The following is a 24,444-nucleotide window of genomic DNA, read 5'->3' as shown; positions in this document are numbered from 1 at the left end:
CGATGAGTATCCAGGTCGTCCGCACCTCAGACGGCTGGTGGGTGGAGAGCAGCACAGGACTGCTACACCGCGTCGACACGCACGCGGACACCACCGCCGGCCTGCTCGCCGACCGTTCCGCCGTGCGGCAGGCGGCTGCCCGCGCCACTGCTGACCGCGACGCCGGGCTTTCCGCTGGAGAGGCCGAGCTGCTGTCGCCCGTCACCACCCCCTGCCGGGTGGTGGCACAGATGGTCAACTACCGTTCCCACGCGCTGGACTCCGGATTCGACCCTGACACCGTCCCGCCCGCGTTCTTCCGCAAGGCGTCGGGGTCCGTCAACGGCCCGTACCAGGACATTGTCCGTCCCCACCACGTGCGCTTCCTGGACTACGAGGTGGAGCTCGGGCTGGTGATGGGTGCGGACCTGCCGGTCGGCACCGAGATCACCAACTCCACGCTGTCCCAGTACGTCGCCGCGCTGGTCGTCGCCAACGACGTCAGCGCCCGCGACCTGCAGCTGCCCAAGACGCAGTTCTACGAGTCCAAGTCGTACCCGACCTTCACTCCGCTCGGGCCCCGGCTGCTACTGGTCGATGCCGACGATCTGGCCCGCCTGCCGGACCTGCGGCTCACGCTGAAGGTCAACGGGACCACGCGGCAGGACCGCACCACCACGGACATGATCGTCCGACCCGCCCGTGCACTCAGCCTGCTGGCCCGCTTTCAGACGCTGCAACCCGGTGACGTCCTGCTCACCGGAACGCCCGGCGGCACCGCCCTGAAATCCCCCGGCAGGCTCCTGACCACGCTCGCCGCCCTGCTGCCGCCACACAAGCGCTGGCAGAAGTTCTTCGCCCGCCAGCAGGCGAACCCCGACTACCTCAAGGACGGCGACGCGGTCACGGCTCGCATCGCGACCGATGACGGCGTACTCGATCTCGGCCAACAGCGCACGGTGGTGCGCACCCGCTGACGACTCCCGGGACCCCGCCCGGGACCGGCCGGATCGGCATCCCCGTACCGGGCCGACCACTTGACCCCATCCCTCACCTTGCAAAGGCGCACCGGTGACACTTACACCCACCGACCTGCTGTGGCCCGCCCCCGACAGCATCACGGACCTGTCCGCCATCGAGGCTGTTCCGCTGCATGAGCGCGGCCTGCCCGCCACCACCTACGACACCGTACTGCGCGCCGCCCGCCTGTGGCCCGACCGCCCGGCCCTGACGGTGCTGCCCGACGCCGCGCGTTTCCTGCGTCCCGCCACTGCCACCTTCGCGCAGCTACGCGACCAGGTGCACCGCACGGCCAACCTGCTGCGCTCACTCGGCGTCACCCGCCGGGCCGCCGTGGGCCTGCTCGCGCCGAACACCGCGGAGCTGCCCGCCGCCCTGCTGGCAGCACAGGCCGCGGGGATCGCCGCCCCGGTGAATCCGGGCCTGGCGTCCGAGCACGTCGAACAACTGCTGCGGCGCGGCGGCGCGCGGGTGCTCATCGCCGCCGGTCCGCAGCTGGATGCGCAGGTGTGGGCCACGGCCCGGCAGGTCGCCGCGGCCTTGCGGCTGGACGCACTGCTGGCCCTGGCCCCCACCTCGGCCGACGGGCCCACCCCCGCTCTGGACCCCATCGAGGGCGTACGCGTCGGCTACCTCACGGAGCTGGCCGCGTCCCATCCCGCCGACCGGCTGGTGGACATCGAACCCCCGGCTGCCGACGACCTGGCTGCCTACTTCCACACCGGCGGCACCACCGGCACTCCCAAGCTTGCCGCGCACACGCACACCAACGAGGTCGTCGACGCCTGGATGGTGGCGGCGAGCATTCCTCTCGACGAGGACTCGGTGATGTTCGCGGCGCTGCCGCTGTTCCATGTCAACGCCCTGATCGTCACCCTGCTCAGCCCGCTGCTGCGCGGCCGGGGAGTGGTGTGGGCCGGGCCGCTGGGCTACCGGGATCCCGAGCTGTATTCGGTGTTCTGGAAGCTGGTGGAGCACTACCGCATCGCCACCATGTCCGGCGTGCCCACCGTCTACTCCGTCCTCGCTCATGTCCCCGTGGACGCGGACATCTCCAGCCTGCGGTTCGCCGCCGTCGGCGCCTCGCCGCTGCCGCCCGCCGTACGGGAGTCCTTCGAGGAGCACACCGGCATTCCGCTGTGCGAGGGTTACGGGCTGACCGAGGCGACCTGCGCCTCCGCCCTCGGCGTGCCCGGTCACACCCGTCCCGGCAGTGTCGGGCGGCGCCTGCCCTACCAGCGGGTCAAGACGGTGCGGATCGACCCGGACACCGGCGAGTGGCACGACCTGGCGCCGGGTGCCACCGGGGTGCTCGCCGTCAGCGGCCCGGTCCTCTTCGCCGGGTACGTCGCCGAGCACACCGCCCAGGGGCCGCGCCTGGAGAGCGCCGGGAAGATCCGCGACGGCTGGCTGGACACGGGCGACCTGGCCCGCATCGACGCCGACGGCTTCATCCATCTCGCCGGCCGCGCCAAGGACCTGATCATCCGGGGCGGTCACAACATCGACCCGGCCGCGATCGAGGACGCCCTCCTCACCCACCCCGAGGTCACCGCCGCCGCGGCGGTCGGCCGTCCCGACCCGCATGCCGGCGAGGTGCCCGTCGCCTACGTCACCCTGGCCGTCCACGCCCAGACCGGCCCCGCCGAACTGCTCGCCTGGGCCACCGAGCGGGTCCCCGAGCGCGCCGCCGTCCCGCGCGAGGTGTGCGTGGTCGACGCCATCCCACTGACCGCCGTCGGCAAGCCCTACAAGCTCGGCCTGCGCCTGGACGCCACCCGCCGCGCGGTCTACGCCGAACTGGTCGCCCAGGGCGCCGACTGCGAGCCCGAGCGCATCCTGTGCCGGCCGCACGACGGCGGTGTCCGCGTCACGGTGCCCGCCCTTGCCGACGAGGCGGTACGACGCAGGGTCACCGCAGCTCTCGACCGGTACGTCCTGCACTGGCAGTACGCCCCGAGCAAGCCACCTGAGGGAGTAACCCCATGAGCGCCCCCGCCATCGTCCTCGCCGTTCTTCTCGCCGGGGTCTTCCTCGTGCTCGGGTCGGCCAAGCTCGCGCCAGTCCCCGCGATGCGCGAGGCCGCAGCCCACGTCGGCATGACCACCGCCCACTACCGCCTGCTGGGGGCTCTGGAGGTGGGGGCAGCTGCCGGTCTGTTGCTTGGCCTGCGGATCACCGCGCTCGGGGCCGCCGCATCGACGGGCCTGGTCCTGCTCATGGCCGGAGCCGTCGTCGTCCACCTGCGCAGCGGCGATCCGGCGCCCCGCTGCCTGCAGGCCGTCATCGTGGGTGCCCTGGCCGGCGCCCATCTCGTGCTGCTGGTCGGCGGCTAGCCGATCACACGCCTTGATGGCCGGCTGGCATGTCGTCGTGACCGCCCAGCCGCCGCCCGGGACCCGAGGAGCATCACGATGAGCCGTATCGACATACGCCAGCATCTGCCGTCCCGCACCTCCATGTGTGGCCGAGGTAGCACGGCTTCCACGCTCAGCGCCGCCGCAGGCCGCCTTCCTTTCGTACGGCGCCCACTGCGTTTCCACCGCCTTGGCCGCCCAGGCCCGGAGCGCCCTCTCATTCGGCACTGCCGGTCTCCATCAGCTCTCCGTGCTGTCCGGACCGTACGCGCCGCCGCTCGCTCAACCCGCGAACGGGACCGGCACGCACCCCGCCTCGATCAATCGACCGGCCAGCGCTCTTGGCGCTGTTCCCCCGCCGCTCCCTGAGCCGTCCCCACCCCATGGCCCCGAGCCGTGACACCCCATGGAGTACCCAATGAACGACATCGACGTCCCCGTCCTCATCGTCGGCGGAGGCGGTGCGGGACTCACCGCCTCCATGCTGCTCAGCCGCATGGGCATAGATTCCCTGCTGGTCACTGCCTGGCCCAGCACCTCCGCCCTTCCCAAGGCCCACGTAATCAACCAGCGCGCCATGGAGGTCATGCGCGACACCGGCGTGGCCGACACCATCTACGCCGCCTCCACTCCGGCCGAGCAGATGTCCCACACCGCCTGGTACGTCGGCCTGGCCGGCGACCACGAGGACTACGGCCGCCGGGTCGCCAGGATGGAGGCATGGGGAGCCGGCGGCCGCTCACCCGAGTGGCTCGCGGCCAGCCCCGAGCGACAGGCCAACCTGCCCCAGATCCGCCTCGAGCCAGTCCTGCGCGCCCGCGCCGAGGAACTCGCGCCCGGCCGGGTCCGCTTCCACCACGAGCTGACCGGACTCGCCCAGGACGACGAGGGCGTCACCGCCACCGTCGCCGACCGCGACACAGGTGAGACCTACCGGGTGCGGGCCCGATACCTGCTGGGCTGCGACGGCGGCCGCACCGTCGGACCCGCACTGGGCATCGTCCAGGAGGGCGTGCGCGACCTCGCCCGCGTGGTCTCCTTCCACATCTCCGCCGACCTGTCCCGCTGGGCGCACGACCCGGAGGTGCTGATCCGCTGGCTGTGGCTCCCCGACCTCGGAATCCCCGGCGTTCTCGTGCCCATGGGCCCCGAGAACTGGGGGCCCGAATCCGAGGAATGGGTCTTCCACCTCAACTACGGGCCCGATGACGGCCGCGCGCTGGACGACAAGTCCGTCCTGGCCGACCTGCGCACGGGACTGGGCCTGAGCGAGGAGGACCTGACGGTCCACATGATCTCCCGCTGGACACTGGAAGGCGTGGTCGCCGACCGCTACCGCGTCGGCCGCGTCCTGATCGCCGGCGACGCCGCCCACCGCCACCCGCCCACCGGCGGCCTCGGCCTGACCTCCGCCATGCACGACGTGCAGAACCTCACCTGGAAGCTCGCCGTCGTCCTGAACGGCCATGCAGGCGACGCCCTGCTCGACACCTACGAGACCGAACGGCGCCCGGCGGACGCCACCAACGTCCAGCGCTCGCTGGAGAACGCCATGAACCACATCGCCATCAACGCCCTCTTCGGAGGCGGGCCTCAGGCAGGCCAAGAGGAGAACTGGCGCCAGGCCCGCCGCCTGTGGAGCGAGGATCCCGCCGACGCCGACTTCCGCCGCACCTTCCTCGCTGCCGTGGCCGCCCAGTCCATGGAGTTCAACGAACTGGGCGTCGAGTTCGGCTACACGTATGACTCCGCGGCCGTCGTCCCCGACGGCACTCCCGCACCCGAGAACCCCGACCCGGTCCGCGTCTACCAGCCCGCCGCCCGCCCCGGACACCCGCTGCCTCACGCCTGGCTGGAGGACCTCGACGGCCGTCGCGTGGCCCTGGCCCGCCTTGTGCGCCCCGGCCGCCTGATGCTGATCGCGGGAGAGGACGGTCAGGCCTGGTGCGAAGCCGCCGAGAAGATCGCCGCCGGGTGCGGGCTACCGGTGGACGCGGTCCGGGTCGGACATGTCGACGGCGACTACCGCGACCTGCGCTCCACCTGGACCGCCGCCCGAGGTCACACACCGCAAGGCGCCGTCCTGGTGCGCCCGGACCGCTTCGTCGGCTGGCGCGCCAACGGCCCGGCCACCGACCCGGTCGCCGAACTCACCACCGCACTGGACACCCTGCTCGCACGGTAGGAACCGCTCACCCGCGCCTCGCCTCCGGCACTCCGCGGCACCCGCCGCGCCATCGCGACAGGTCGTGGAGGCCACAGGAAGGAATCCCCCGTGAACGACTCGACATCCATCCCCGTCCCTACTGCCGACGCCCATCAGGGTCTGCACAGCCCGCAGGGCGCCCTGCGCGGAGAGCACCCCGGCCGAGCCGCTCAGCCCGTCATCAAGGTGGTCGACCTGGCCTGGCTGGAGTTCACCAAGCCTGACCTGGACCGGGCCGAGACCTTCGCCCACGACTTCGGCTTCACCACCGCTGCGCGTACCGATGACACCCTCTGTCTAGGGGGTGCCATGGCAGGACCGCACTGCTTGGTGATCCGCCGCGGCCCCGCTTCCCGGTTCATCGGCCCCGCCTTCCAGGCCGCCGACGCCGCCGACCTCGACCGGCTGGCACGCGCCACCGGCCACAAGGTCCGCGCCCTCACCGAGTACGGCGGGGGCCGCGCCGTGGACCTGCTCGACCCTTCCGGCATCCCGGTCCGTGTCGTGCACGGCGTCACCGAGCAGCCCGCGCGACCGCTGCGACAGCCCCTGATCCTCAACACGGGCACCACCACCGCGGCCGTCCGCATCAACGCCACCCAGCGCCCGCCCCGCAAACCCTCCCAGGTACAGCGCTTGGGCCACGTCGTGCTCTCCACCCGGGTCTTCCGGCGGGCCCTGGACTGGTACCTGCAGCACCTCGGCCTGATCGTCAGCGACTTCCTCTATCTGGACGGGCAGCGCGACCGCGGCCCCACCATGGCCTTCATCCGCTGCGACCGCGGCGACGAACCCGCCGACCACCACACCCTGGCCATGCATCTCGGCCCCGACACGGGGTATGTCCACTCCGCCTATCAGGTCGCCGACCTCGACACGCTCGCCGCCGGCGGCGAGTACCTGCGAGAGCGCGGCTACCACCACTCCTGGGGCATCGGCCGGCACATCCAGGGCAGCCAGATCTTCGACTACTGGCGTGACCCCGACCGCTTCATGCTGGAGCACTACGCCGACGGCGACGTCTTCGACAGCACGCTGGAACCCGGCTGGGCCGCGATGTCCGCCTCCGGCCTGGCCCAGTGGGGCCCGCCCGCCACCCGCGACTTCCTCGGCACCACCCCCTCTCCGGGCGCGCTCCTCCAGGCGTTTTCCGCACTGCGCGAGGACAACGAAGTCGACCGAGCCCGGCTGGTGGGCCTGATGAAAGCCCTGAGCAAGTGACCGCCACCGGCCCCGAGCATGTACCCGTTGTGGTGATCGGTGCCGGACCCACCGGGCTGACCGCCGCGACCCTTCTCGCCCTCCACGGCGTGCCCGCCCTGGTTCTGGAACGTCACCGCGCGCCGTATCCGCTGCCGCGCGCGGTCCACCTTGACGACGAGGTCCACCGCATCCTCCAGGCCGTGGGCATCGATGAGGCGTTCAGCGCGATCTCCCGTCCGGCCCGCGGCATGCGGCTGCTGGACGGCGCCCACCGGGTGCTCGCCGAGTTCCAGCGTGACAACCCGCGCGGGCATCATGGCTTCCCCCAGGCCAACATGTTTGACCAGCCTGAACTGGAACAGCTGCTTCGGGACAACCTAAGAGGGCATCCGGCAGTCACGCTGCGCGGAGGCGTCGAGGTCACCGACGTGACGCTACCCCCGCACGGCGGGGCACCGGTGGAGGTCACCTTCCACGACGAGGACAGCGGCGTCTCACGCACGCTCCTGGCCGATGCCGTCCTGGGATGCGACGGCGCCGGCAGCCTGGTCCGCGCCTGCATCGGCGCCCGGATGCAGGACCTGGCCACCGCCCAGCAGTGGCTGGTCGTCGACATCCGCTGCCGCCTTGAGCTGCCCGCCTGGAACGGCGTTCACCAGATCTGCGATCCCCAACGGGCGGCCACCTTCATGCGCGTGGGCGAGGACCGCTACCGCTGGGAGTTCCGCCTGCGCACCGGTGAGCAGCCGCAGCCGGTCACCGACCGAAGGCGTCTGCTCGCGTTGATCGCGCCCTGGACGCCGGGCATCCCCGAGGACGACCTGCACGTCCTGCGTACCGCCTGCTACACCTTCCGCGCCCAGGTCGCCGACCGCTGGCGCACCGGCCGCGTGTTCCTGCTCGGTGACGCCGCCCACCTCACCCCGCCCTTCATAGGTCAAGGAATGGGCGCGGGCATCCGCGACGCCCACAATCTCGCCTGGAAGCTCGCCCACGTCCTCACCGGCCGCGCGAGCGAGAACCTGCTCGACAGCTACCAGGTCGAACGCCGCCGCCACGCACAGCAGTTGATCCGCACCGCCGCGGCCGTCGGGGCTGTCATGACCGGTGGCGGAACGGGCACCGCAGTGGCCCGCAAGACTGTCCTGCCCGGCCTCTCCCGGCTGCCCGGCGCCTCCCGTCTCGTCCTGTCCGCCGTCAGCCCACCGCTGAGACCGGGCCCCCTCGTTGGTTTCCGCCGCCTTGGCCACCCGCGCCCCGGGACGCTGTGCCCCCAGCCCCTGGTCCCCGACTCTGACGGCGTGCCCCACCCGCTGGACGACCTGCTGGGCACGGATTTTGCGCTCCTGACCACCGCACCGCTGAGCCCGGCCCTGCACGCGCTGGTGCGAGCGCTGGACGCCCGCGTCATCCGCCTGCACGACCCCCAGCGACCACAGCCCGGCACGGGGGGCGCCGCGCACCGCGGCGATCCGGGCACCGGCGCCCTGGTGCGGTGGATGGGCAGTGCGGCTGCCGTCCTGCTCCGCCCCGACCGTGTCGTCCTCGCCACCGCAGCCCGGCCACGCCCCGGCAACACGTGCGGCGACGATCTGGCGGCCGCCGCGGCGGCCTGGGCGCCCATGCTGTGCAGCGGCGACCGTGCGGCACAGGACGCCGCAACCGTGGCCACGGAAATGGCATGACGGCGGCTGGATCCGCACGGCGAAGGAACCCGCGATCCCCTCAGATACGGGGTCGTGTACACCGGTGGTCCAGATCGGCAACGACCAGAAAGGCATTCACCTGCCGGTGATGACTGTTCCCGGGCGGGCGCCGGAAACCGGCGTCCGCGCCGAAGGCCACCCTCTCCGCCGTCTCCACTCCCCAGGTGGAACTGGGTCAGATGGCCCTGGGCGAAACCGCCCAGGCGGCGTGACGACGACTGTGTGCTGCCCCGACCATGCGGTTTCCTAGGAGGAGGAAACGCCATGACGTCTCACTCTGATCCCTCAGGCACCGGCTCTCCGCCCCGAACCGAGCCGTCGGACACCACCGCCGAACGCCTGGGTGCCTTCGCGAATCTGGGCTGGCAGATCCTGCTCACCACAGGCCTGGCGGCCATCGCCCTGGGCTTCGTGATCCTTGCCTGGCCGGAAGAGACGCTGCGGGTCGTCGGCGTCTTCGAGCTGGCCGCCGCCTTCGGCTCGCACATCCCCGGCCATCTTCGGGCCCTGCACTTCCTCACGGGCGCACTCTCCCTCCTGCTCGGACTGATCTGCTTCCGGCGCACCCTGGAGTCGATTCTGCTGCTCGCATTGTGGATCGGCTTCGGCTGGCTGCTGCGGGGCACCATGGTGACGGCGACGGCGGCCTCCGCCGACGCCATGCCGGCCCGAGGATGGATGCTGTTTTCCGGAATCATCGGCATGCTGGCGGGCATCGTGCTGATCGTCTCGCCGTTCACCTCGATCGCCGCGCTCACCCTTGTCACGGCGATCGTGGCCATCGTCCTCGGCGTAGGTGAACGTCCCGCCGTCGACGGGCCGGCCGGACGTGCTGGTGCCGCCACCGCTGCACGCGGTCAGTGCGAGCGTCAGCGCCCCGGCCATCGCGATCGTCGTCGTCCCTGCGCACTTCATGGTGTCTCCAGCGGAAGGTCGAGCGGGCCGAGGCAGACCGCCGGCCCGGGGCGTCACTGAGCGGAACGGCGGTCCGCCCCGCCGGTGTGCAGGAACTGCGCGGGACCGTCGGGCGCGCCACCCACGAAGGCGTACGGCTGGTGGAAGCCGTGCTCCTCCTCCTTGGCGATCAGCGTGTCGCCGTCGAAGGCGACCAGCTCGACCGTCGTGGTCTCCATGCCCATGTCGGCGGCGAGCCCCTTGGGGACGCAGGTGACCCGGACTCGGCCCTCGTCGTCCTGGGTGACGGTGTTGTCGAACATCCGGGAGCTGTACGTGCCCAGGAAGCGGCCGACGTCGACGGGCTGCGGGTCGGCGGGCGGCACCGGCATCGCCGGAAGGTCTACGTCCGCCAGTTCCCGCAGCATGTGGCCCACGACCTAGCGGTAGAGGCCGAGGGTGTTGCCGCCGTTGGTCAACAGGACGACGACCAGGTCGTGTTCGGGCACCAGCCTGAGGAAGGCGGACTGGCCGATGGTGGTCCCGTCCTGCCCGATCAACCCGGTGCTTCCACCGTCGAAGATCTCCCAGCCCAGACCCCAGGCGTCACCCATCACGCCCAGGCGGGGCAGCTCCGCCTCCCGCTCGCGCATGGCCTTGGCCGTGGCCTCGCTCAGTACCACCGTGCCGTTGCCGGCCGTGCCGTCGTTGAGGTGCATCCGGGCGAAGGCCAGCAGGTCGCGCGGGCGCATCGCGAGCAGCGAGCCCGCGGGCGAGTTCGAGGGGGCGATGGACCATACGGGCGCGGGCTGCAGGGGCTCACCGGGAGACGGCGGCAGATGTCCGACCGCGGCCCGGTGGAGGATCGCCTCGTCCGCTCCGTGTGCCGCATGGGTGAGACCGAGCGGGGTGAACAGGTGGTCGCGCAGCCAGGCACCGAAGGGCTTGCCGCGCACCACCTCGACCAGCCGGCCGAGCACGCAGTAGCCCGCGTTGTTGTAGGAGAACAGGTGCCCCGGTGGGAAGAGTTGAGGGACGTCGTTCAGGGTGGCGACGTACTTCTCCACGCAGTCGTCGTCCTTGCCCGTGTCCGTGAAGATGTCGCCCTCGAACCCGGCGGTGTGGCTGAGCGGTTGCCGGACGGTGATGACCGACGCCGCGGACTCGTCGGCGATGCGGAACTCCGGCAGACGGCTGCGTACCGGCGCGTCGAGCTCGACCAGGCCTTCGTCGACGAGCTGCATCACCAGCGTCGCGGTCCACACCTTGGTGACGGAACCGATCTGGAACAGTGTGTCGGCGTCCACCTCCACCCCGGTCGACAGGTTCAGCACCCCCGCGCCGTGGTCGGCGACCTCCCCGCCCAGGTCCATGGCGACCGCCGCACCCGGAACGTCGTACTCGGCGAGCAGTGCGGGCAGTCGCTCTTCCCACCAGGTTCGTATCCGGTCGAGTTTCGTCATGCCGTGAACGTAGGGGCGCACGCGCCGCACCGATTCGTGACAGCGAACAAAGCCTGGTCCGTGACTCCGTACGTCCGCACGAAGTCAGTAGCTGGGGCCTGTGCCGATGCGAGCGCGCCGACGCGGTGCGCAACCGCGAGCACCTGCTGAGAACCGCCCGCGAGATGCTCGCGGAGCAAGGCGTGGAAAAGTCACCATGGACGGGCTCGCCGAGCGCGCCTGCCTCGGCAAGGACACGGTCTTCCGTCACTTCGGCACCCGGGCCGGCATCTTCCGGGCGCTGCTCGACGCGGACGAGCGGCGGTTCCAGGAACAGGTGATGGCCGGGCCACTGCCTCTTGGCCCCGGCGCCGAGCCCGTCGAACGCCTCATCGCGATCCAGCTCACCGCCGCCCTTGAGGGCCCGCTCCTGCTCTACCTGTCGCGCCCCGAGACCGACGCGAACGAAGCGGCGGAGGCCTACGACTTCCTCGGCGACGCCTGGCAAACCCTGATGGAACGCCTGACGCGTTGACCTCCTCACGGCAGCCAGGCCGGGCAGACCCGCAACGGCCGCGCATACCCCAACACGGCGGCGCACCCCGCGACTTCCGCCCGCGATAGGGCTCCGCTGGCAGAGGCGCATCGCGAGTTCAGGTCTTTCAACCCGTCGGCAGGACCCCGAGCGTCCTGGCTCACTGCGGTCAGGCTTGGGCGGTGGGGCGGACGACGATCTCGCTGACGTCGATGCCGTCGGGCTGTGCGATGGCGTAGCCGATCGCGGAGGCGATGGCGGAGGGCGGCATGGCGATCTCGTCGCGCTGCCGGGCCATCGCCGCCGCGACCTCGGGGCTCGCCCCCTTGCCCACGCCTTCGGTGTGGGTGAAGCCCGGGGAGATGAGCGAGACACGCAGGTCGGGGCCGGCTTCCTGCCGCAACCCTTCGGTCAGCACCTTCACCGCCGTCTTGGTGGCCGCATAGACGGCCTGCGGGGACTTCACGATGTAGGCCGCGGTGGAGGCGACGTTGACGAACTGCCCGGAGCGCTGCCGCCGGAAAACGGGCAGTGCCGCTCCGATGCCGTTCAGCAGGCCGGTGACATGAGTGGCGACCATGGCGTCCCAGTCGTCCTGGCGCAGCTCGTCGAACGGCGAGACCGCCATCGTGCCGGCGTTGGATACCAGCACATCGAGCCGGCCGAAACGGTCGACGGCCGCATCTGTCAGCCGTTTGAGGTCTTCGCGGCGCGTCACATCGACGACGACGCCGACCGCCGAGCCGCCCTGGGCCGTGATGCGGTCCACCACCGCGGTCAACCGGTCCTGCCGTCTGGCCCCGAGGACCATTCGCGCCCCTTGGGAGGCGAGGTGGGACGCCGTCGCCTCCCCGATGCCGCTGCTGGCGCCGGTGAGTGCGATGACCTTGCCCTCGATGCCTGACATGACGGGACCTTCCGTAAGAGGTGTGCAGGTCGGCGGGCGGCCCCGTACAGTAAGTGGGGGCGGCTCCGTTTACCGAGGCTAAGTGGGGACGCCTCCACTTGCAAGCTCGAGAGTCTGGGAAGGAACGGCAGGCCACTGATGACGGAGGGAGCGGAACGGCCGTTGCGGGCGGACGCACGACGTAACCGGGAGAAGATCCTCAAGGCCGCGGTGCAGATATTCGCAGTCGAGGGGCTCGACGCCCACTTGGAACGCATCGCCAAGGAGGCAGGGGTGGGCAGCGCCACGCTGTACCGCAACTTCCCCACCCGCGAAGCACTCGTCGAGGCCGTGTACCGCAACGAGGTGGCCCAACTGTGCGACGCCGCACCGGCGTTGCTGACCACGAAGCCACCCTTTGAGGCCCTGCGCGCATGGACGCGTCTTTTCATGGATTACGTGACGACCAAGTACGGCATGATCGACGCCCTGCGCGCGATCGCCGCGACAGGCAGCAACCCGTACGGCAACAGCCGGGAGATGATCCGGTCCGCCCTGGGCGTTCTCATGGACGCGTGCGTGGCCGCCGGGACGATCCGCACCGATATCACTCCTGCCGACATCGGCGCGGCTCTCGAAGGCATCGCCCTCACATCGGCGAGCCCCGAGCAACGGCAGCAGGCGGAACGGCTGCTCGACCTCACCCTCGACGGCCTGAAGGTATGCCGAACCGTCGAATAGCACGTACCCGAACGGAGGTTGAGGGATGACAGACCTGGAGTCCCGCTACAGGGCATACCTCGACGCCCTGAACGAACGACGGCTCGACGACATGGTGCACTACGTGCAGGACGATCTGAAGTACAACGGGCAAGCCATGACCCGCCTCGAGTATCAGGAAATGATCGCCGCGGACATCGCCGCCACCCCCGACCTCTTCTTCGATGCACGAAACATCGTCACCAACCAGAACTGGGTGGCAAGCCGCATCGTTTTCGACTGCACGCCGATCAAGGAATTCCTGGGCTTCCAGCCGAACGGACGGCAGATCTCCTTCGCTGAACACGTCTTCTACCGATTCAGCGAGGGGCGCATCGCGGAGGTCCTGTCCGTCATCGATCGCGCCGCCGTCTCCCAACAGCTGAGCCAGGGTTGATCGGCCATGTCCTGACCAGACCCGATCACAAGGTGCAGGAGTTCGATGTCCGACCACGAAAGCGTCCGCAGGCTGCGGGCCCGCGCACAGGCCCTGGCCGACGGGGTGCGGGAGACGTCCGCCGAAGCGGTCGTCCGGCGGGTCTTTGCCGTGCAGGCCCAGGACGTCACTGCCGCCGATCTGGGTATCCGGGCACGTGGGCGCGACATCACCGCCCGTGCTGTCCGCACGGCGTACGAGCGGGACCGCACCATCGTCCGCGGCTGGTACATGCGCGGCACCCTGCACACCATCCCCTGCGACGACGCCCGATGGGTTCTGCGCCTGCTCGCCCCCCGGATCCTCACCGCCACCGGCCGCCGCTACCAGCAGCTCGGCCTGGACGAAGACCTGCGCCGGCGCGCCGACCGTCTCATCCGCCGCGCGCTGAGCACGCACGGCCCGCTCAGCCGGGCCGAGTTGACCGAGCACCTCACCACCCTCGGGGTCCAGCCGGACGGGCAGGCGCCCTTCCACCTGATCCGCCACGCCGCACTCACCGGCGTCCTCTGCCACGGCGCGCTACGGGCCGGCGAAGCCACGTATGTACTGGTCGAGGACTGGCTGCCCCCGACCGATGACGTCGCGCTGGAGGAAGAGGCCGCCCTCGCGGAGCTGGCGCGCCGCTACTTGGCGGCGCACGCCCCGGCCGACCTGGAGGATTTCGCCGCCTGGTCCGGGCTGCCGGTCTCCTGGGGTCGCAGGGCGTGGAGGACGCTGGCGCAATCCGGCGTGATCACCGAGTACGGATCGTCGACCGTGCTCAGCGGGTGGACGGAGGAGCCGGCCGATGCGTCGCACACCCCGGACGTCCGCATGCTGCCCGCCTACGACAACTACCTGCTCGGCCACCGTACCCGCCAAGTCTCCGTTCCCGCGGCACACCAGGCCCGTGTCTGGCCGGGAGGCGGCATCATCCGGCCCACGGTCGTCGCCGACGGCCTGGCCATCGCCACGTGGACCCGTGGCTCCGGCGCCAGCTCCGTCCAGGTGGAGCCGTTCGAGCCCGTACCTCCTCGGATCCAGTCGGGACTGGATCTCGAAAAGGAAGCCGTCGCCCGCTTCCTGCAACTCGCCGCGCATCGGGCGGCAACGGATCGATAGGTGACCGCAGTTCATGGAGCCCGGCCCACGGTCGGCTCCGACTACATCCGATCACCTCTGCCCGGCGCTATCGACGCCGCTGGTCATGATGTGGCGGGTGCGCTCGCGCAGCAACTGGTGCGTGCGGTCATGGTGGTTGCGGGGGTGCCATGCCATGCCGATCGTCAGGTGCGGCAGTTCCAGAGGGATCGTGAAGGTGCGCAGGCCGAGTGTCTCCAGCATCGGCCGTCCCAGTCCTGCCGGAGCCACGCTGACGACGTCGGTCTGGCGGGCCAGGAACAGCGCCGTCGCGACACTGGGGACCACGGCGACCACACGGCGGCTCAGGCCCAGTTCGGCGAGCCGTTCGTCGATCGGTCCATGAGCCCGGCCCCGCCGTGACACGACGATGTGATCGGTCCCGGCGAACCGCCGCGGCGTGACGGTCTTCGCCCTCGCCAGTGGATGGTCGGGCCGTACGACGCCGATCAGCGTCTCCGTGAGGAGCGTTTCCGAGTGGATCTCCGGGTCTCGCGGGTGCACGAGCCCGATCTCGAGATCGACCAGCCCTTCACGCAGGGCAGGAGTGTCCTCGATCGTCTCCGGCCGCAGGCGCAGCGAGATGCCGGGCGCCTGGGCCCGTAGGTCATCGAGGAGAGGCGGGATGAAGGTGGTGGACAGCATGTCGTTCACCTGCAGGTCGAAGGTGCGCACGGCGGTGCTGGGATCGGCGGTGCCGGACGGTGCGAACAGTGCTCGCGCCCTCGCGGCCACGGCGTGCACCTCCCCGCGCAGTTCCAGAGCGCGGGGTGTGGGCACGAGGTCGCGCCCGGCGCGCACGAGGAGCGGGTCGTCGAAGGCGCGGCGCAGCCGAGCCAGGGCGCGACTCATCGCAGGGGGTGAGGTGTGCAGGCGTTCCGCCGCCTTCGTCACGCTGTTTTCGGCGAGGAGCGCGTCCAGCGCCTCGATCAGGCTGAGGTCGGCATGGTCCATCTCCGGATTATCAGTGGTGAAAAGACTCCCTATCAAGATTGCACTGGTGTTAATCGGCCCTGGTTCGTAGCGTCGAAGGCACTCTTCAGCCCGGGGCCGCCGGCGTCATGGTGCCAGCCGCCGTCCGAAGACTGACCGGACGGCGCGGCGGCGTATCCCGGGCAACGAGAAAGCGAGTAGGAAGCAACCCGCATGTTCACTCATGACCGTCAGGCAACCCGCGATGACGCGGCCCCCGGGGCCCGTCCGCGCCGGATCTCCTACGCGGAGGTACGCGCCCGCATCGGTGAGCCCGAAGACCTGATCAAGCGTAAGATCCACGACCGTCTCGACCGGCACTGCCGCCGTTTCATCGCCCACTCCCCTTTCCTGTCGATGGCGACGTCGGACGCGACAGGGCTCCCCGACAGCTCACCGCGCGGCGACTATCCGGGATTCGTGAAGGTGCTAGACGAGCGGACGCTCGCCATCCCGGACCGGCCGGGCAACAACCTCGCCGACTCGTTCCGCAATCTCGCCGAGAACGACGGGATCGGGCTGATGTTCGTCGTCCCGGGAATGCGGGAGGTGCTGCGCGTCAACGGTCGCGCCTACCCCACCGACGAACCCGACGTGCTCGCCCGTATGCGGACCGAGGGAAAGAACGCCGCTCTGGCGATCGTCGTGGACGTGACAGAGGTCTTCTTCCACTGCGGCCGCGCACTGCTCCGATCCCGGCTGTGGGACCCCACCGTCCAGGCCCTTGCCGACGAACTGCCGTCGATCGGTGAGATCGCCGTCGACCAGATGGGCGTCGACGCCGATCCGAGCGTGCTGGACGAGATGCTCCAAGACGAATACCGGCACCTGTACTGAGGGCGGCACACCATGCAACGAACCATTGTCGAGAAGGTGGAGCCGGTCGCCGAAGGTGTGGTCTCACTCCTGCTGCGCGGCGCCGACGGCCCGCTGTCCTCGTGGGAACCGGGCGCCCACATCGACCTGACCCTGCCCAACTGGCTGACCCGGCAGTACTCGTTGTGCGGGGACCCGGCCGATCGCGACGCCTACCGTGTCGCGGTCCGTCACGACCGGCTGAGCCGGGGCGGCTCCGAATACATCCACCTGTTCCTCAACACGGGCCGGCCCCTCGACGTCTCACTGCCGCGCAACAACTTTCCCCTGCGGCCCGCACCGGAATATCTGTTCGTGGCCGGCGGGATCGGCATCACGCCGCTCCTGCCCATGCTGACGGCAGCTGTCGAAGCGGGGGCCTCGGCCAGGTTGCTGTACGTGGGCAGGTCCCTGGCCACCATGCCGTTCGCCGGCGACCTGCGAGCGGTGCACGGAAGCCGGGTGCGCATGCACGTCACCGAGACGCACGGCCGGCCCGACTTCGCCGCCGCGGCGGCAGCCCTGGGCCCTGAAGCGCTCGTGTACTGCTGCGGCCCCACGACCATGCTCGACGCCGCCGAAGCGGTGTTCTGCGCACAGCGGTTGTACCTCGAACGTTTCCGCCCGGTGGACAAGGAGTTCGCACCCGGCGAGGCCTTCGACGTGCACTGCGCCCGGTCGGGGCGCACCGTTCGGGTCGGCGCGGAGGAGTCCTTGCTGGACGCCTTGAACCACGCGGGACTGCGCATACCGTCCGGTTGCCGTGAAGGGGTCTGCGGCAGTTGCGAGATCCCCGTCATCGGCGGCGAGCCGGAGCACCGCGACGACATCGGCGCCCCGCCCGGCCTCATGTACTCCTGCGTCTCCCGGGCGCGATCGTCCGACCTCACGGTCGATCTCTGACCGGGCATCGCGCATACGCGGGTGCCGTGGCGTTCACCGGCGGCGTCGCACAGGTCGTGCCTCACCCGGGTCCGTGCCCGTCGGTTCGACGACGCGTGACTGGACGTGCTCGTACGCCATGATCGTCTGAACGTCGGCGACTTCACGCCGCTCGGTGAGCCGGTCGATGACGAACCCGTACACGCCGTTCACATCCACCACCGCGATGTGCAGCAGGAAATCGTAGGTGCCGGAGGTGACGAACATGCCGATCACTTCCGGGAGTTGGTGCGCCCACTCCCGGAAGCCCTCGATCACGGGGCGGGCCGGCGGGCGGATGCGTACCGAGATCAGGGCCTGGACCGGCCGGCCGACGGCCTCCAGGCTCACTGCCGCGTGATAGCCGGTGACCAGGCCTCGTTCGCGCAGGAGCCGCACCCGCTCCAGGGACGTCGACGGAGAGATGCCCGTCTTCGCGGCCAGATCCCGGTTCGTCTGCCGTGCATCATTCTGCAGCTCCCGCAAAAGCGCCACGTCGACCGCATCAAGTTCCATGTTTTCGACGTCCTCCCTCAGAAAGTTCGCTGAGATCTCTGGAATGGCGAACCAACTCCTAGCATACGAGCCATGAGGGAACGAAAGTACGGTTCGTATCGTGGCGCTGGGCTGATCCTGGGGGCCGCAGTGCTGTGGGGCACCGTGGGACCCGCGCAGGCCTTCACCGGTACGGCCATGAACCCCGCGGCGCTCGGCGGCTGGCGGCTGCTCGTCGGTGGGGTGGTGCTGGCCGTTTTCGCCCGCCGTCACCTGCGAAGCATGCTTCCCGCCCTGCGCCACGGGCTGGCTCGCCCCCTGCTGATCTGCGCCGCGGCCACCGGCATCTTCCAGGCAGCCTTCCTGTACTCCGCCGCACGCACCGGCGCCGCACTCGCCACCGTCGTAGCCCTGGGAGTCGCTCCCGTCGCGACGGGCCTGATCGCCAGGGCCGCCGCCGGTGAACACCTCACCCGGACATGGCTGATCTCGACGGCCGCCGCCGTGACCGGTTGCAGCCTGCTCCTCTCCCCCACCGGAGGAGGCGCCGACCCCCTCGGCCTGCTGGCAGCCGCCGTCTCAGGCGTCTGTTACGGCCTGTACACCGTGTACGCCAAGCAGCTCGCCACCCAACACCCTGCTGTGCACCTGCCGGCCGTGTCCGCTCTATCACTGCTCCTGGGCGCACTTCCGCTGATGCCATGGATGGGTGCCGACCTCATCGCACTTGAGCAACCGTCCACGCTGGGCCTGATCGCGTGGTTGGGCCTGGCCACCACCGCCCTGGCCTACTGGCTGTTCTCCACCGGCATCCCTCACACCAACGCCGCCGCGGTGGGCACCCTCAGCCTCGCCGAGCCGCTCGCGGCGTCGGTCCTCGGCGTCGTGGTGCTGCACGAGCACCTCACCCCGACCGGTGCCGTCGGAAGTCTGCTGATCTTCGGCGGCCTGGCAGCGGCCTGCCTCCCCGCACCCCGCGCCCGGACTGCCGCCGCTGCAGCACCAGCAGCAGCGAACGAGACCGGTACGCGAGTGCAGGCAAGCTTCGACCTGACCTGACCTGACCTGACCCGCTCCGGTCCGGTCCGGTCCGGTCCGGTCCGAGATTTGTCACTCTCGCCCGGTGGGGCGCCGATCAGGCTTGGCGGACTGCTCGCGCACGGCGCGGACGAGGTTGTCCGCCACGGTCGTGCAGGCGAGCCGCACCACGGTGCGCAACTCGGCCTCAGAGGCTCGGGCCCGGCTGAGTACGGCCAGTGACTGGTTGACGGCGACGACGTACGTGGCCAGTTCGTAGGGCGGCCCTCCAGGCTCGCGCTCAGGGACCCCCTCGCCCACGCCGCGTCCACACCGGCCGGCGGATGAGCGCTGCGGTAGTCGGAGGCATTCGCCGTCCGGCGAGATTCACGCTGACGCCGCCACATGGACAAGGACACTCCTCAGTGAAGGCTGTTCGACGGTTGGCCGCCCGAGGACGTCCCTCACACCGTCGCGTTGATCGACCTCGACGAGGGTGTGCGGCTGCAGAGAAGGCCGAGGCAGACAGATTCGGCCATGCCCATCGGCCCCGGGGCGCCCTCGAATGCGCGAAGGACCCCGCGGGAACCTGGCCCGTATGGCGCCGGGCGCAGGAGTAGACGGACGGCGGCCCGCCCAGGGCACAGCACGTTGTCGGTAGGGGCCGTTCACGTCCCGTTCGGCCGGGCGCAGCAGCGGGACCGGGCAGGTTGGGCCGATCCGGGGCAGGCAGGTGCCGGGAGCGTTGGTCGCCGGCCGCGCCCGCTTCAGTCGGCCGCCTTGTCCGCCTGGCGGAGGCCGTCGAGGATCGTGCCGGAAATGGCGGCGAACCGGTCCAGTTCCTCGGGTGTCAGGCGGTCGATGAACAGACGCCGGACCTCCTGGGCGTGGCTCGGCGCCGCGGCCTTGATGGCGGCGAGCCCCTCCGGCGTGATCACCGCGTCCATGCCGCGCGAGCCGCACCGTTCACGGGCGATCAGGCCTCGCTTGGTCATACGGGTGAGCTGGTGGTGCAGCCGGCTCTTCTCCCAACCGGCCGTCCGGCCGAGCTCGTAGATCCGCATCCTTCCCTCGGGCGCTTCGGACAGGACCGCGAGGACTGTGTAGTCCGCGTTGGACAGGCCGGCACTGGCCTGGAGGTGCTGCTCGATGCGCGTCCGCAGGAGCTCGAGCATCTCGAACGACACCCGCCACGCGCGGAGTTCATGTTCGGACAGTCCCTGCTGTGCCATGCCCACATCGTAACAGGGGGTTGACGTGTCACCTCAACGGCGTAACTTTGGGGTGACACATCAACTCGATGAGGTGGTTGCCGTGGAGATTCCACAGCGCATCGTCGACCGGGTCACGACGAAGATGCGGCTCGGCCCCGACACACAAGTCGACGACAAGGCCGTGATCCTCGGTCCGACCCAGCCGGAGCTGACCGACCCGTTCCTCGTCCTCAGCGAGGACTGGATCTCCTCGCCCGGATTCACCTGGCATCCGCACCGTGGCGTGGAGACCGTCACCATGGTGGTCGACGGCGTCCTCGAACACGGTGACAACGCCGGCAACGCCGGCGTGCTGACCACCGGAGACGTGCAGTGGATGACCGCGGGACGCGGCATCATCCACCGCGAGCACGCCTTCCGTGACGAACGCGCCCACACCCTTCAGCTCTGGGTCAACCTCCCCGGAGAGCGCAAGTTGACCGGAGCGCGCTACCAGGATCTGCACGTCACCCGGCGGCCTGTCGTCGACCGGGAGGGCGTCAGCATCGACGTGATCTCGGGGCGGGCCGGCGACGTGGTCGGCCCGGCGGTCAACGAATGGCCCATCTCCGGCGCCGTCATCACGCTGGAACCCAACCAGCGCCTCGACCATGTCCTTCCGGGCCGGGACCGGGCGTTCCTCCACGTCCTCGAGGGCCGTACGACGATCGCCCGACGCTCCCTGGAGGCGGGGCAAACCGCTTGGTCCGACCCACTCCCCTACGCCCTCGTGTCATCGATCGCCCTCGAAACAGGTGACCAGGACACGAAGACCACCGTCATGGTCTTCAGCGGTGAGCCGATCAGGGAACCCGTCGCCATGGGGGGACCGTTCGTGATGAACACCCAGGAGGAGATCACCCAGGCCTTCCGCGACTTCCACGGCGGCTTGTTCGGCGACGTCCCCCGTCAGGCCCGCCTGAAGTACCGCTGACCGAAAGGGAAAAGAGATGCGCCTCGTCACGTACTCCGACGGGAGCGGGAAGCCGAGGGTGGGTATCGCCGATGGGGCGTTCGTCGTCGACCCTGATCTGGCCCTGCGCGCCGCAGCGGCCATGCACCGCCGCGGCGCGGGCGCCACGTCCCAACTGCCCACCGAAATGGTCGAGTTCCTCGCAACCGGCCGGCACGGCCGCAAACTGGGCCGCCGGGCACTGGACCTGGCCGACCGCCACGGTCCGGACCTGGTGACACCGGAAGGCACCGCGGCGGTCCCGCCCGCGGACGGCGTACGACTGCTCGCGCCGGTCCCGCGACCACGCCGGATCCGCGGCTATCTCACCTACACCGATCACGCCAGGCTATCCGGCCTCGCAGTCCCACCCGCGTTCAGCGCCATGCCGATCTGCTACCAGGCCAACACCGAGACGGTCGTCGGGCCTGACGAACCGCTGCTGTGGCCCTCATACACCGACCAGCTCGACTTCGAACTCGAGCTCGGGTTCTTCACCTCGGGGGGCGGTGTGCATAGGCGAACTCCGCCAGCGCTTCCTGCCGGGCCCCACCGGTTGAGATTCGGGTCGGTCGGACGACGGCACGCATGGCACTGCCGGATCGGACAAGGTCTCGTACGGCCGTCGGGCTCACCCACGCCCTCGAACCGGCCGTGCCTGCAGGCGCGTTGGCTGCTCCCCCCTTGTCGTCGCGCACACCTCACCCTGAGAGGACAACGACATGCCCCTCCATCGCCTCACCCAGATCGTGATCGGTGTTCCCAACCTCGAGGACACCGCGTCCTACCACGGGGACTTCGGCCTGGACGCCGTACACCGCGAGGCCACGTCCGCCGGCTCACCGAGCACACCGGCCGGACACCGCTTCACCTCCGTGGACGGCGGAGAACAGCTGCAACTCGTGCCGACCGCCCGAAGACGCCTCGTGCAGCTCGGTGTCGGCGTCGACGACCCCGACGATCTCGACCGGGTCGCGGCCTCCCTGGCCGCCCTGGGGGTGGCCGGCGAGCGAGACGCTGCCGGCGTCCGCGCGACCGACGCCGGCACCGGTGTCACCGTGCGGGTGGAGATCGCCCTCCGGCTCGACCAGGATCCGACGCCGACCCCGCCGTACAACGCGCCGTGCCTCGCTCCCCGCCGGGATCAGCGCGCACGGGCCATCCAGCGCGAGCAACTCGTACGACCGCGCAAACTCGGTCACGTCGCTCTCGGCTCCACGGACGAGGAAGCCTCGCGCGTCTTCTTCGAGCAAGGTATCGGCTTCAAGGTCAGCGACACGGTCCGGGGGCAGGCGGCCTTCATGCGGTGTTTTCAGCGACCACCACAACGTCGTCGTCCAGCAGGCACCGGTCGGCTTCCTCCACCACACTGCCTGGCTGGTCGACGATGTCGACGAGGTCGGCCGCGGCGCCACCGCAATGCTGGAGAAGGATCCGGACCGGCACGTCTGGGGTCTCGGACGTCACCACGTCGGTTCCAACTTCTTCTGGTATCTCGAAGACCCCGCCGGGAACTTCTCCGAGTACTACTCCGATCTGGACTGCATCGTCGACGATGCGCTGTGGACTCCTCAGACGTTTGAAGGCGCGCGCAGCATGTTCAACTGGGGCCCGCCTCCGCCGCCGTCCATGCTCGCGCCTGAGGACCTTGCGGCGCTGATGACGGGTGTTCATCACGCTTAGAGAGCAAATGATCTGGATGGTTGACACCCAGGGATGGCCGGTTTCGCCATGGCCGGCCACGACGTCGGCATGTGGACCGCCTACGCCATCGCCGCCGACGCCCCGGCGCTCCGTTCACCGGTGCGCCCGCTCCCGGAGCAGGGTGAGGTAGTCGGCGATCGCGTCACGGTTGCGGGTCAGGACGTCGATGCGCTGGGTGAGCCTGTCGCGCTCGCTCTCGAGGGCCTGGACCGTCTCGGAGGTGACGCCTTCGAAGACGATCGGATCGCGCGGTGATTCCAGGCACGGGAGAATTGCGCGGATCGTCTGCGTCGACAGGCCGGCGTTCAGCAGCTCGCGGATCTGCCGGACGCGCCCGAGGGTCGCCTCGCTGTAGTCGCGGTAGTTGTTGGATTCACGGGTCGAGGTGATGAGGCCCTTCGCCTCGTAGAACCGCACCTGCCGCGGAGAAGCACCTGCTCGAGCGGCCACCTCGCCAATACGCACACCCGCACACTACCGCTTGACCTTGACATCAGCGTCAAGGTTTGACGATGCCCGCATGACCGAACTGAACGGAACCGTCAGCCCCGCCTTCGAACCCGTCCGCGACGTCGTGGAGGAACAGCTTCGCAGCGGCGCCGAGGCGGGCTTCTCCCTGGTCGTCGACGTGGACGGCGACAAGGTGGTGGACCTGTGGGGCGGCCACCGCGACACAGCACGTACGCAGCCCTGGCAGCGCGACACGATCACCAACGTCTGGTCGATCACGAAGACCGTGACCAGCCTGGCCGCCCTGCTGCTCGTCGACGCCGGCGAACTGGACGTGTACGCACCGGTCTCCCGCTACTGGCCGGAGTTCGCCGCCAACGGCAAGCAGCACGTCGAGGTACGTCATCTGCTGTCACACACCTCGGGTGTGTCCGGCCTGGAGCACCCCGCCCGGCTGGAGGACCTGTACGACGTCCGCGCGGCAGCCGCCCGGATGGCCGCTCAGCGCCCCTGGTGGGAGCCGGGCACGGCTTCCGGCTACCACGTCCTCAACTACGGCCATCTGGTGGGCGAGTTGGTCCATCGCCTGACCGGGCTGCCGTTGCGCGACTTCGTACACGAACACATCGCCCGGCCCGTCCGCGCCGACTTCCGGATCGGACTGCCCGACGCCGACACCGTACGCGTCGCCGATGTCATCACACCGGCAGCCGACTTCGACCCCTCGGCACTCGACCACGACACAACCGCCTTCAAGACCTTCATCGGACCCTCGTTCGACGCCGCCGCGGCCAACACCCGGGCCTGGCGCGCAGCCGACCTCGGCGCGGCCAACGGCCATGGGAACGCGCGGGCGGTCGCCGAGATCCTCTCCCCCATCGCCCGTGCGGGAACCGGGGCCCATGGTCAGCTCCTCAAGCCGAAGACCATCGGACTCGTCTTCGACGAGCAGGCGCACGGCGCGGATCTCGTCAACGGACTGCACCTGCGATGGGGAATCGGCTACGCCCTGTCCGACCGGCGCACCCTGCCCTGGATCCCCGAAGGCCGCATCGCGTTCTGGGGCGGTTGGGGCGGCTCGATGGCGATCATGGATCTCGACCGCCGGATGACGATCAGCTACGTCATGAACCGCATGGGAGCCGACATCCTCGGCTCGCAACGGGCTGCCGCCTACACCACCGCCGTCTACCGGGCCCTCGGTGGCGGCCAGTTGTCCTGACGCCGATGGTTCGTGTCTGCCCGGCTCCCCGCGGCGGACGGCGACGGCGGCACCGGAC

The 24,444-nt window shown here is 70.1% G+C and carries 24 protein-coding genes and 2 pseudogenes; 18 read left to right on the top strand and 8 right to left on the bottom strand.

The window, feature by feature from the left end; genetic code table 11:
- The first annotated feature begins 2 nt into the window (after nt 1–2).
- The 7 genes from ACFU97_RS28325 (at nt 3) to ACFU97_RS28295 (ending at nt 9,446) form a co-directional block, all read left to right on the top strand.
- A complete protein-coding gene (locus ACFU97_RS28325) occupies nt 3–956 on the top strand; it encodes a fumarylacetoacetate hydrolase family protein (protein ID WP_384261923.1) in 954 nt (317 codons plus the stop codon).
- Nucleotides 957–1,050: 94 nt separating this feature from the next.
- Nucleotides 1,051–2,988, top strand: coding sequence for an acyl-CoA synthetase (locus ACFU97_RS28320; RefSeq protein ID WP_384261919.1), 1,938 nt, complete (start codon nt 1,051–1,053; stop codon nt 2,986–2,988).
- Nucleotides 2,985–3,335, top strand: a complete 351-nt coding sequence (locus ACFU97_RS28315; protein ID WP_384261916.1) for a DoxX family protein — start codon at nt 2,985–2,987, stop codon at nt 3,333–3,335. Before ACFU97_RS28320 ends, ACFU97_RS28315 begins: the two co-directional genes overlap by 4 nt.
- A gap of 439 nt (nt 3,336–3,774) precedes the next feature.
- A complete protein-coding gene (locus ACFU97_RS28310) occupies nt 3,775–5,541 on the top strand; it encodes an FAD-dependent monooxygenase (RefSeq protein ID WP_384261913.1) in 1,767 nt (588 codons plus the stop codon).
- Nucleotides 5,542–5,631: 90 nt separating this feature from the next.
- Complete coding sequence (locus ACFU97_RS28305; protein ID WP_384261910.1) at nt 5,632–6,783, top strand: VOC family protein; 1,152 nt, start codon at nt 5,632–5,634, stop codon at nt 6,781–6,783.
- Nucleotides 6,780–8,450, top strand: a complete 1,671-nt coding sequence (locus tag ACFU97_RS28300; protein ID WP_384261907.1) for a bifunctional 3-(3-hydroxy-phenyl)propionate/3-hydroxycinnamic acid hydroxylase — start codon at nt 6,780–6,782, stop codon at nt 8,448–8,450. Before ACFU97_RS28305 ends, ACFU97_RS28300 begins: the two co-directional genes overlap by 4 nt.
- Before the next feature lie 285 nt (nt 8,451–8,735).
- Nucleotides 8,736–9,446, top strand: coding sequence for an HdeD family acid-resistance protein (locus ACFU97_RS28295; RefSeq protein WP_384261904.1), 711 nt, complete (start codon nt 8,736–8,738; stop codon nt 9,444–9,446).
- On the opposite strand, the gene ACFU97_RS28290 is transcribed toward ACFU97_RS28295, so the two are convergent.
- Both ACFU97_RS28290 and ACFU97_RS28285 read right to left on the bottom strand, forming a co-directional pair.
- Complete coding sequence (locus tag ACFU97_RS28290) at nt 9,440–9,802, bottom strand: hypothetical protein (RefSeq protein WP_384261901.1); 363 nt, start codon at nt 9,800–9,802, stop codon at nt 9,440–9,442. The two genes, ACFU97_RS28295 and ACFU97_RS28290, sit on opposite strands and share 7 nt — an antisense overlap.
- Before the next feature lie 3 nt (nt 9,803–9,805).
- Nucleotides 9,806–10,828, bottom strand: a complete 1,023-nt coding sequence (locus ACFU97_RS28285) for a serine hydrolase domain-containing protein (RefSeq protein WP_384261898.1) — start codon at nt 10,826–10,828, stop codon at nt 9,806–9,808.
- A 196-nt stretch (nt 10,829–11,024) separates the two neighbouring features.
- Between ACFU97_RS28285 and ACFU97_RS28280 the strand changes: the two genes are divergently transcribed.
- Entirely contained in the window at nt 11,025–11,342 is a 318-nt protein-coding gene (locus ACFU97_RS28280; RefSeq protein WP_384261896.1) for a hypothetical protein, read from the top strand.
- Nucleotides 11,343–11,511: 169 nt separating this feature from the next.
- Here ACFU97_RS28280 and ACFU97_RS28275 read toward each other — a convergent pair whose 3' ends face one another.
- A complete protein-coding gene (locus ACFU97_RS28275; RefSeq protein WP_384261893.1) occupies nt 11,512–12,249 on the bottom strand; it encodes an SDR family oxidoreductase in 738 nt (245 codons plus the stop codon).
- A gap of 138 nt (nt 12,250–12,387) precedes the next feature.
- On the opposite strand from ACFU97_RS28275, the gene ACFU97_RS28270 reads away from it, so the two are divergent.
- The 3 genes from ACFU97_RS28270 to ACFU97_RS28260 are packed head-to-tail and all read left to right on the top strand — an operon-like array spanning nt 12,388 to nt 14,527.
- Entirely contained in the window at nt 12,388–12,969 is a 582-nt protein-coding gene (locus ACFU97_RS28270) for a TetR/AcrR family transcriptional regulator (RefSeq protein ID WP_384261890.1), read from the top strand.
- A gap of 25 nt (nt 12,970–12,994) precedes the next feature.
- Nucleotides 12,995–13,384 (top strand): ester cyclase, encoded by a 390-nt coding sequence (locus tag ACFU97_RS28265; protein WP_384261887.1) that lies wholly within the window; start codon nt 12,995–12,997, stop codon nt 13,382–13,384.
- A gap of 45 nt (nt 13,385–13,429) precedes the next feature.
- A complete protein-coding gene (locus ACFU97_RS28260; protein ID WP_384261884.1) occupies nt 13,430–14,527 on the top strand; it encodes a winged helix DNA-binding domain-containing protein in 1,098 nt (365 codons plus the stop codon).
- Nucleotides 14,528–14,578: 51 nt separating this feature from the next.
- On the opposite strand, the gene ACFU97_RS28255 is transcribed toward ACFU97_RS28260, so the two are convergent.
- The gene (locus tag ACFU97_RS28255; RefSeq protein ID WP_384261880.1) at nt 14,579–15,535 is read right to left on the bottom strand and encodes a LysR family transcriptional regulator; all 957 of its coding nucleotides are present in this window, start codon (nt 15,533–15,535) and stop codon (nt 14,579–14,581) included.
- Nucleotides 15,536–15,691: 156 nt separating this feature from the next.
- Here ACFU97_RS28255 and ACFU97_RS28250 point away from each other — a divergent pair, with 156 nt between their 5' ends.
- Entirely contained in the window at nt 15,692–16,354 is a 663-nt protein-coding gene (locus ACFU97_RS28250) for an MSMEG_1061 family FMN-dependent PPOX-type flavoprotein (protein WP_384261877.1), read from the top strand.
- Nucleotides 16,355–16,366: 12 nt separating this feature from the next.
- Nucleotides 16,367–17,275 (top strand): PDR/VanB family oxidoreductase, encoded by a 909-nt coding sequence (locus ACFU97_RS28245; RefSeq protein WP_384261875.1) that lies wholly within the window; start codon nt 16,367–16,369, stop codon nt 17,273–17,275.
- A 33-nt stretch (nt 17,276–17,308) separates the two neighbouring features.
- Here ACFU97_RS28245 and ACFU97_RS28240 read toward each other — a convergent pair whose 3' ends face one another.
- Complete coding sequence (locus ACFU97_RS28240; RefSeq protein WP_384261872.1) at nt 17,309–17,809, bottom strand: Lrp/AsnC family transcriptional regulator; 501 nt, start codon at nt 17,807–17,809, stop codon at nt 17,309–17,311.
- Between the two features lie 72 nt (nt 17,810–17,881).
- On the opposite strand from ACFU97_RS28240, the gene ACFU97_RS28235 reads away from it, so the two are divergent.
- Nucleotides 17,882–18,847 (top strand): DMT family transporter, encoded by a 966-nt coding sequence (locus tag ACFU97_RS28235; protein ID WP_384261870.1) that lies wholly within the window; start codon nt 17,882–17,884, stop codon nt 18,845–18,847.
- Between the two features lie 51 nt (nt 18,848–18,898).
- Here ACFU97_RS28235 and ACFU97_RS28230 read toward each other — a convergent pair whose 3' ends face one another.
- Both ACFU97_RS28230 and ACFU97_RS28225 read right to left on the bottom strand, forming a co-directional pair.
- Nucleotides 18,899–19,126, bottom strand: a complete 228-nt coding sequence (locus tag ACFU97_RS28230) for a hypothetical protein (RefSeq protein ID WP_384261868.1) — start codon at nt 19,124–19,126, stop codon at nt 18,899–18,901.
- A 446-nt stretch (nt 19,127–19,572) separates the two neighbouring features.
- Nucleotides 19,573–20,037, bottom strand: a complete 465-nt coding sequence (locus ACFU97_RS28225; protein WP_384261866.1) for a MarR family winged helix-turn-helix transcriptional regulator — start codon at nt 20,035–20,037, stop codon at nt 19,573–19,575.
- Between the two features lie 82 nt (nt 20,038–20,119).
- Here ACFU97_RS28225 and ACFU97_RS28220 point away from each other — a divergent pair, with 82 nt between their 5' ends.
- From ACFU97_RS28220 to ACFU97_RS28210, 3 genes and pseudogenes are all read left to right on the top strand, one after another.
- Nucleotides 20,120–20,992 (top strand): pirin family protein, encoded by an 873-nt coding sequence (locus ACFU97_RS28220; RefSeq protein WP_384261864.1) that lies wholly within the window; start codon nt 20,120–20,122, stop codon nt 20,990–20,992.
- Nucleotides 20,993–21,008: 16 nt separating this feature from the next.
- Nucleotides 21,009–21,500, top strand: a pseudogene (locus tag ACFU97_RS28215) (fumarylacetoacetate hydrolase family protein); the annotation flags it as partial.
- A 232-nt stretch (nt 21,501–21,732) separates the two neighbouring features.
- Nucleotides 21,733–22,693, top strand: a pseudogene (locus tag ACFU97_RS28210) (VOC family protein).
- 114 nt (nt 22,694–22,807) lie between these two features.
- Here ACFU97_RS28210 and ACFU97_RS28205 read toward each other — a convergent pair.
- A complete protein-coding gene (locus ACFU97_RS28205; RefSeq protein ID WP_384261861.1) occupies nt 22,808–23,164 on the bottom strand; it encodes a MerR family transcriptional regulator in 357 nt (118 codons plus the stop codon).
- 70 nt (nt 23,165–23,234) lie between these two features.
- Between ACFU97_RS28205 and ACFU97_RS28200 the strand changes: the two genes are divergently transcribed.
- Nucleotides 23,235–24,386, top strand: coding sequence for a serine hydrolase domain-containing protein (locus ACFU97_RS28200; RefSeq protein ID WP_384261859.1), 1,152 nt, complete (start codon nt 23,235–23,237; stop codon nt 24,384–24,386).
- The last annotated feature ends 58 nt before the right edge of the window (nt 24,387–24,444 follow it).

This window comes from Streptomyces sp. NPDC057616 (assembly GCF_042800575.1).
In the GTDB taxonomy this organism is placed as follows: domain Bacteria; phylum Actinomycetota; class Actinomycetes; order Streptomycetales; family Streptomycetaceae; genus Streptomyces.
The sequence above is the reverse complement of the archived record's forward strand: the minus strand, read 5'-3'. Positions and strand labels throughout refer to the sequence as shown.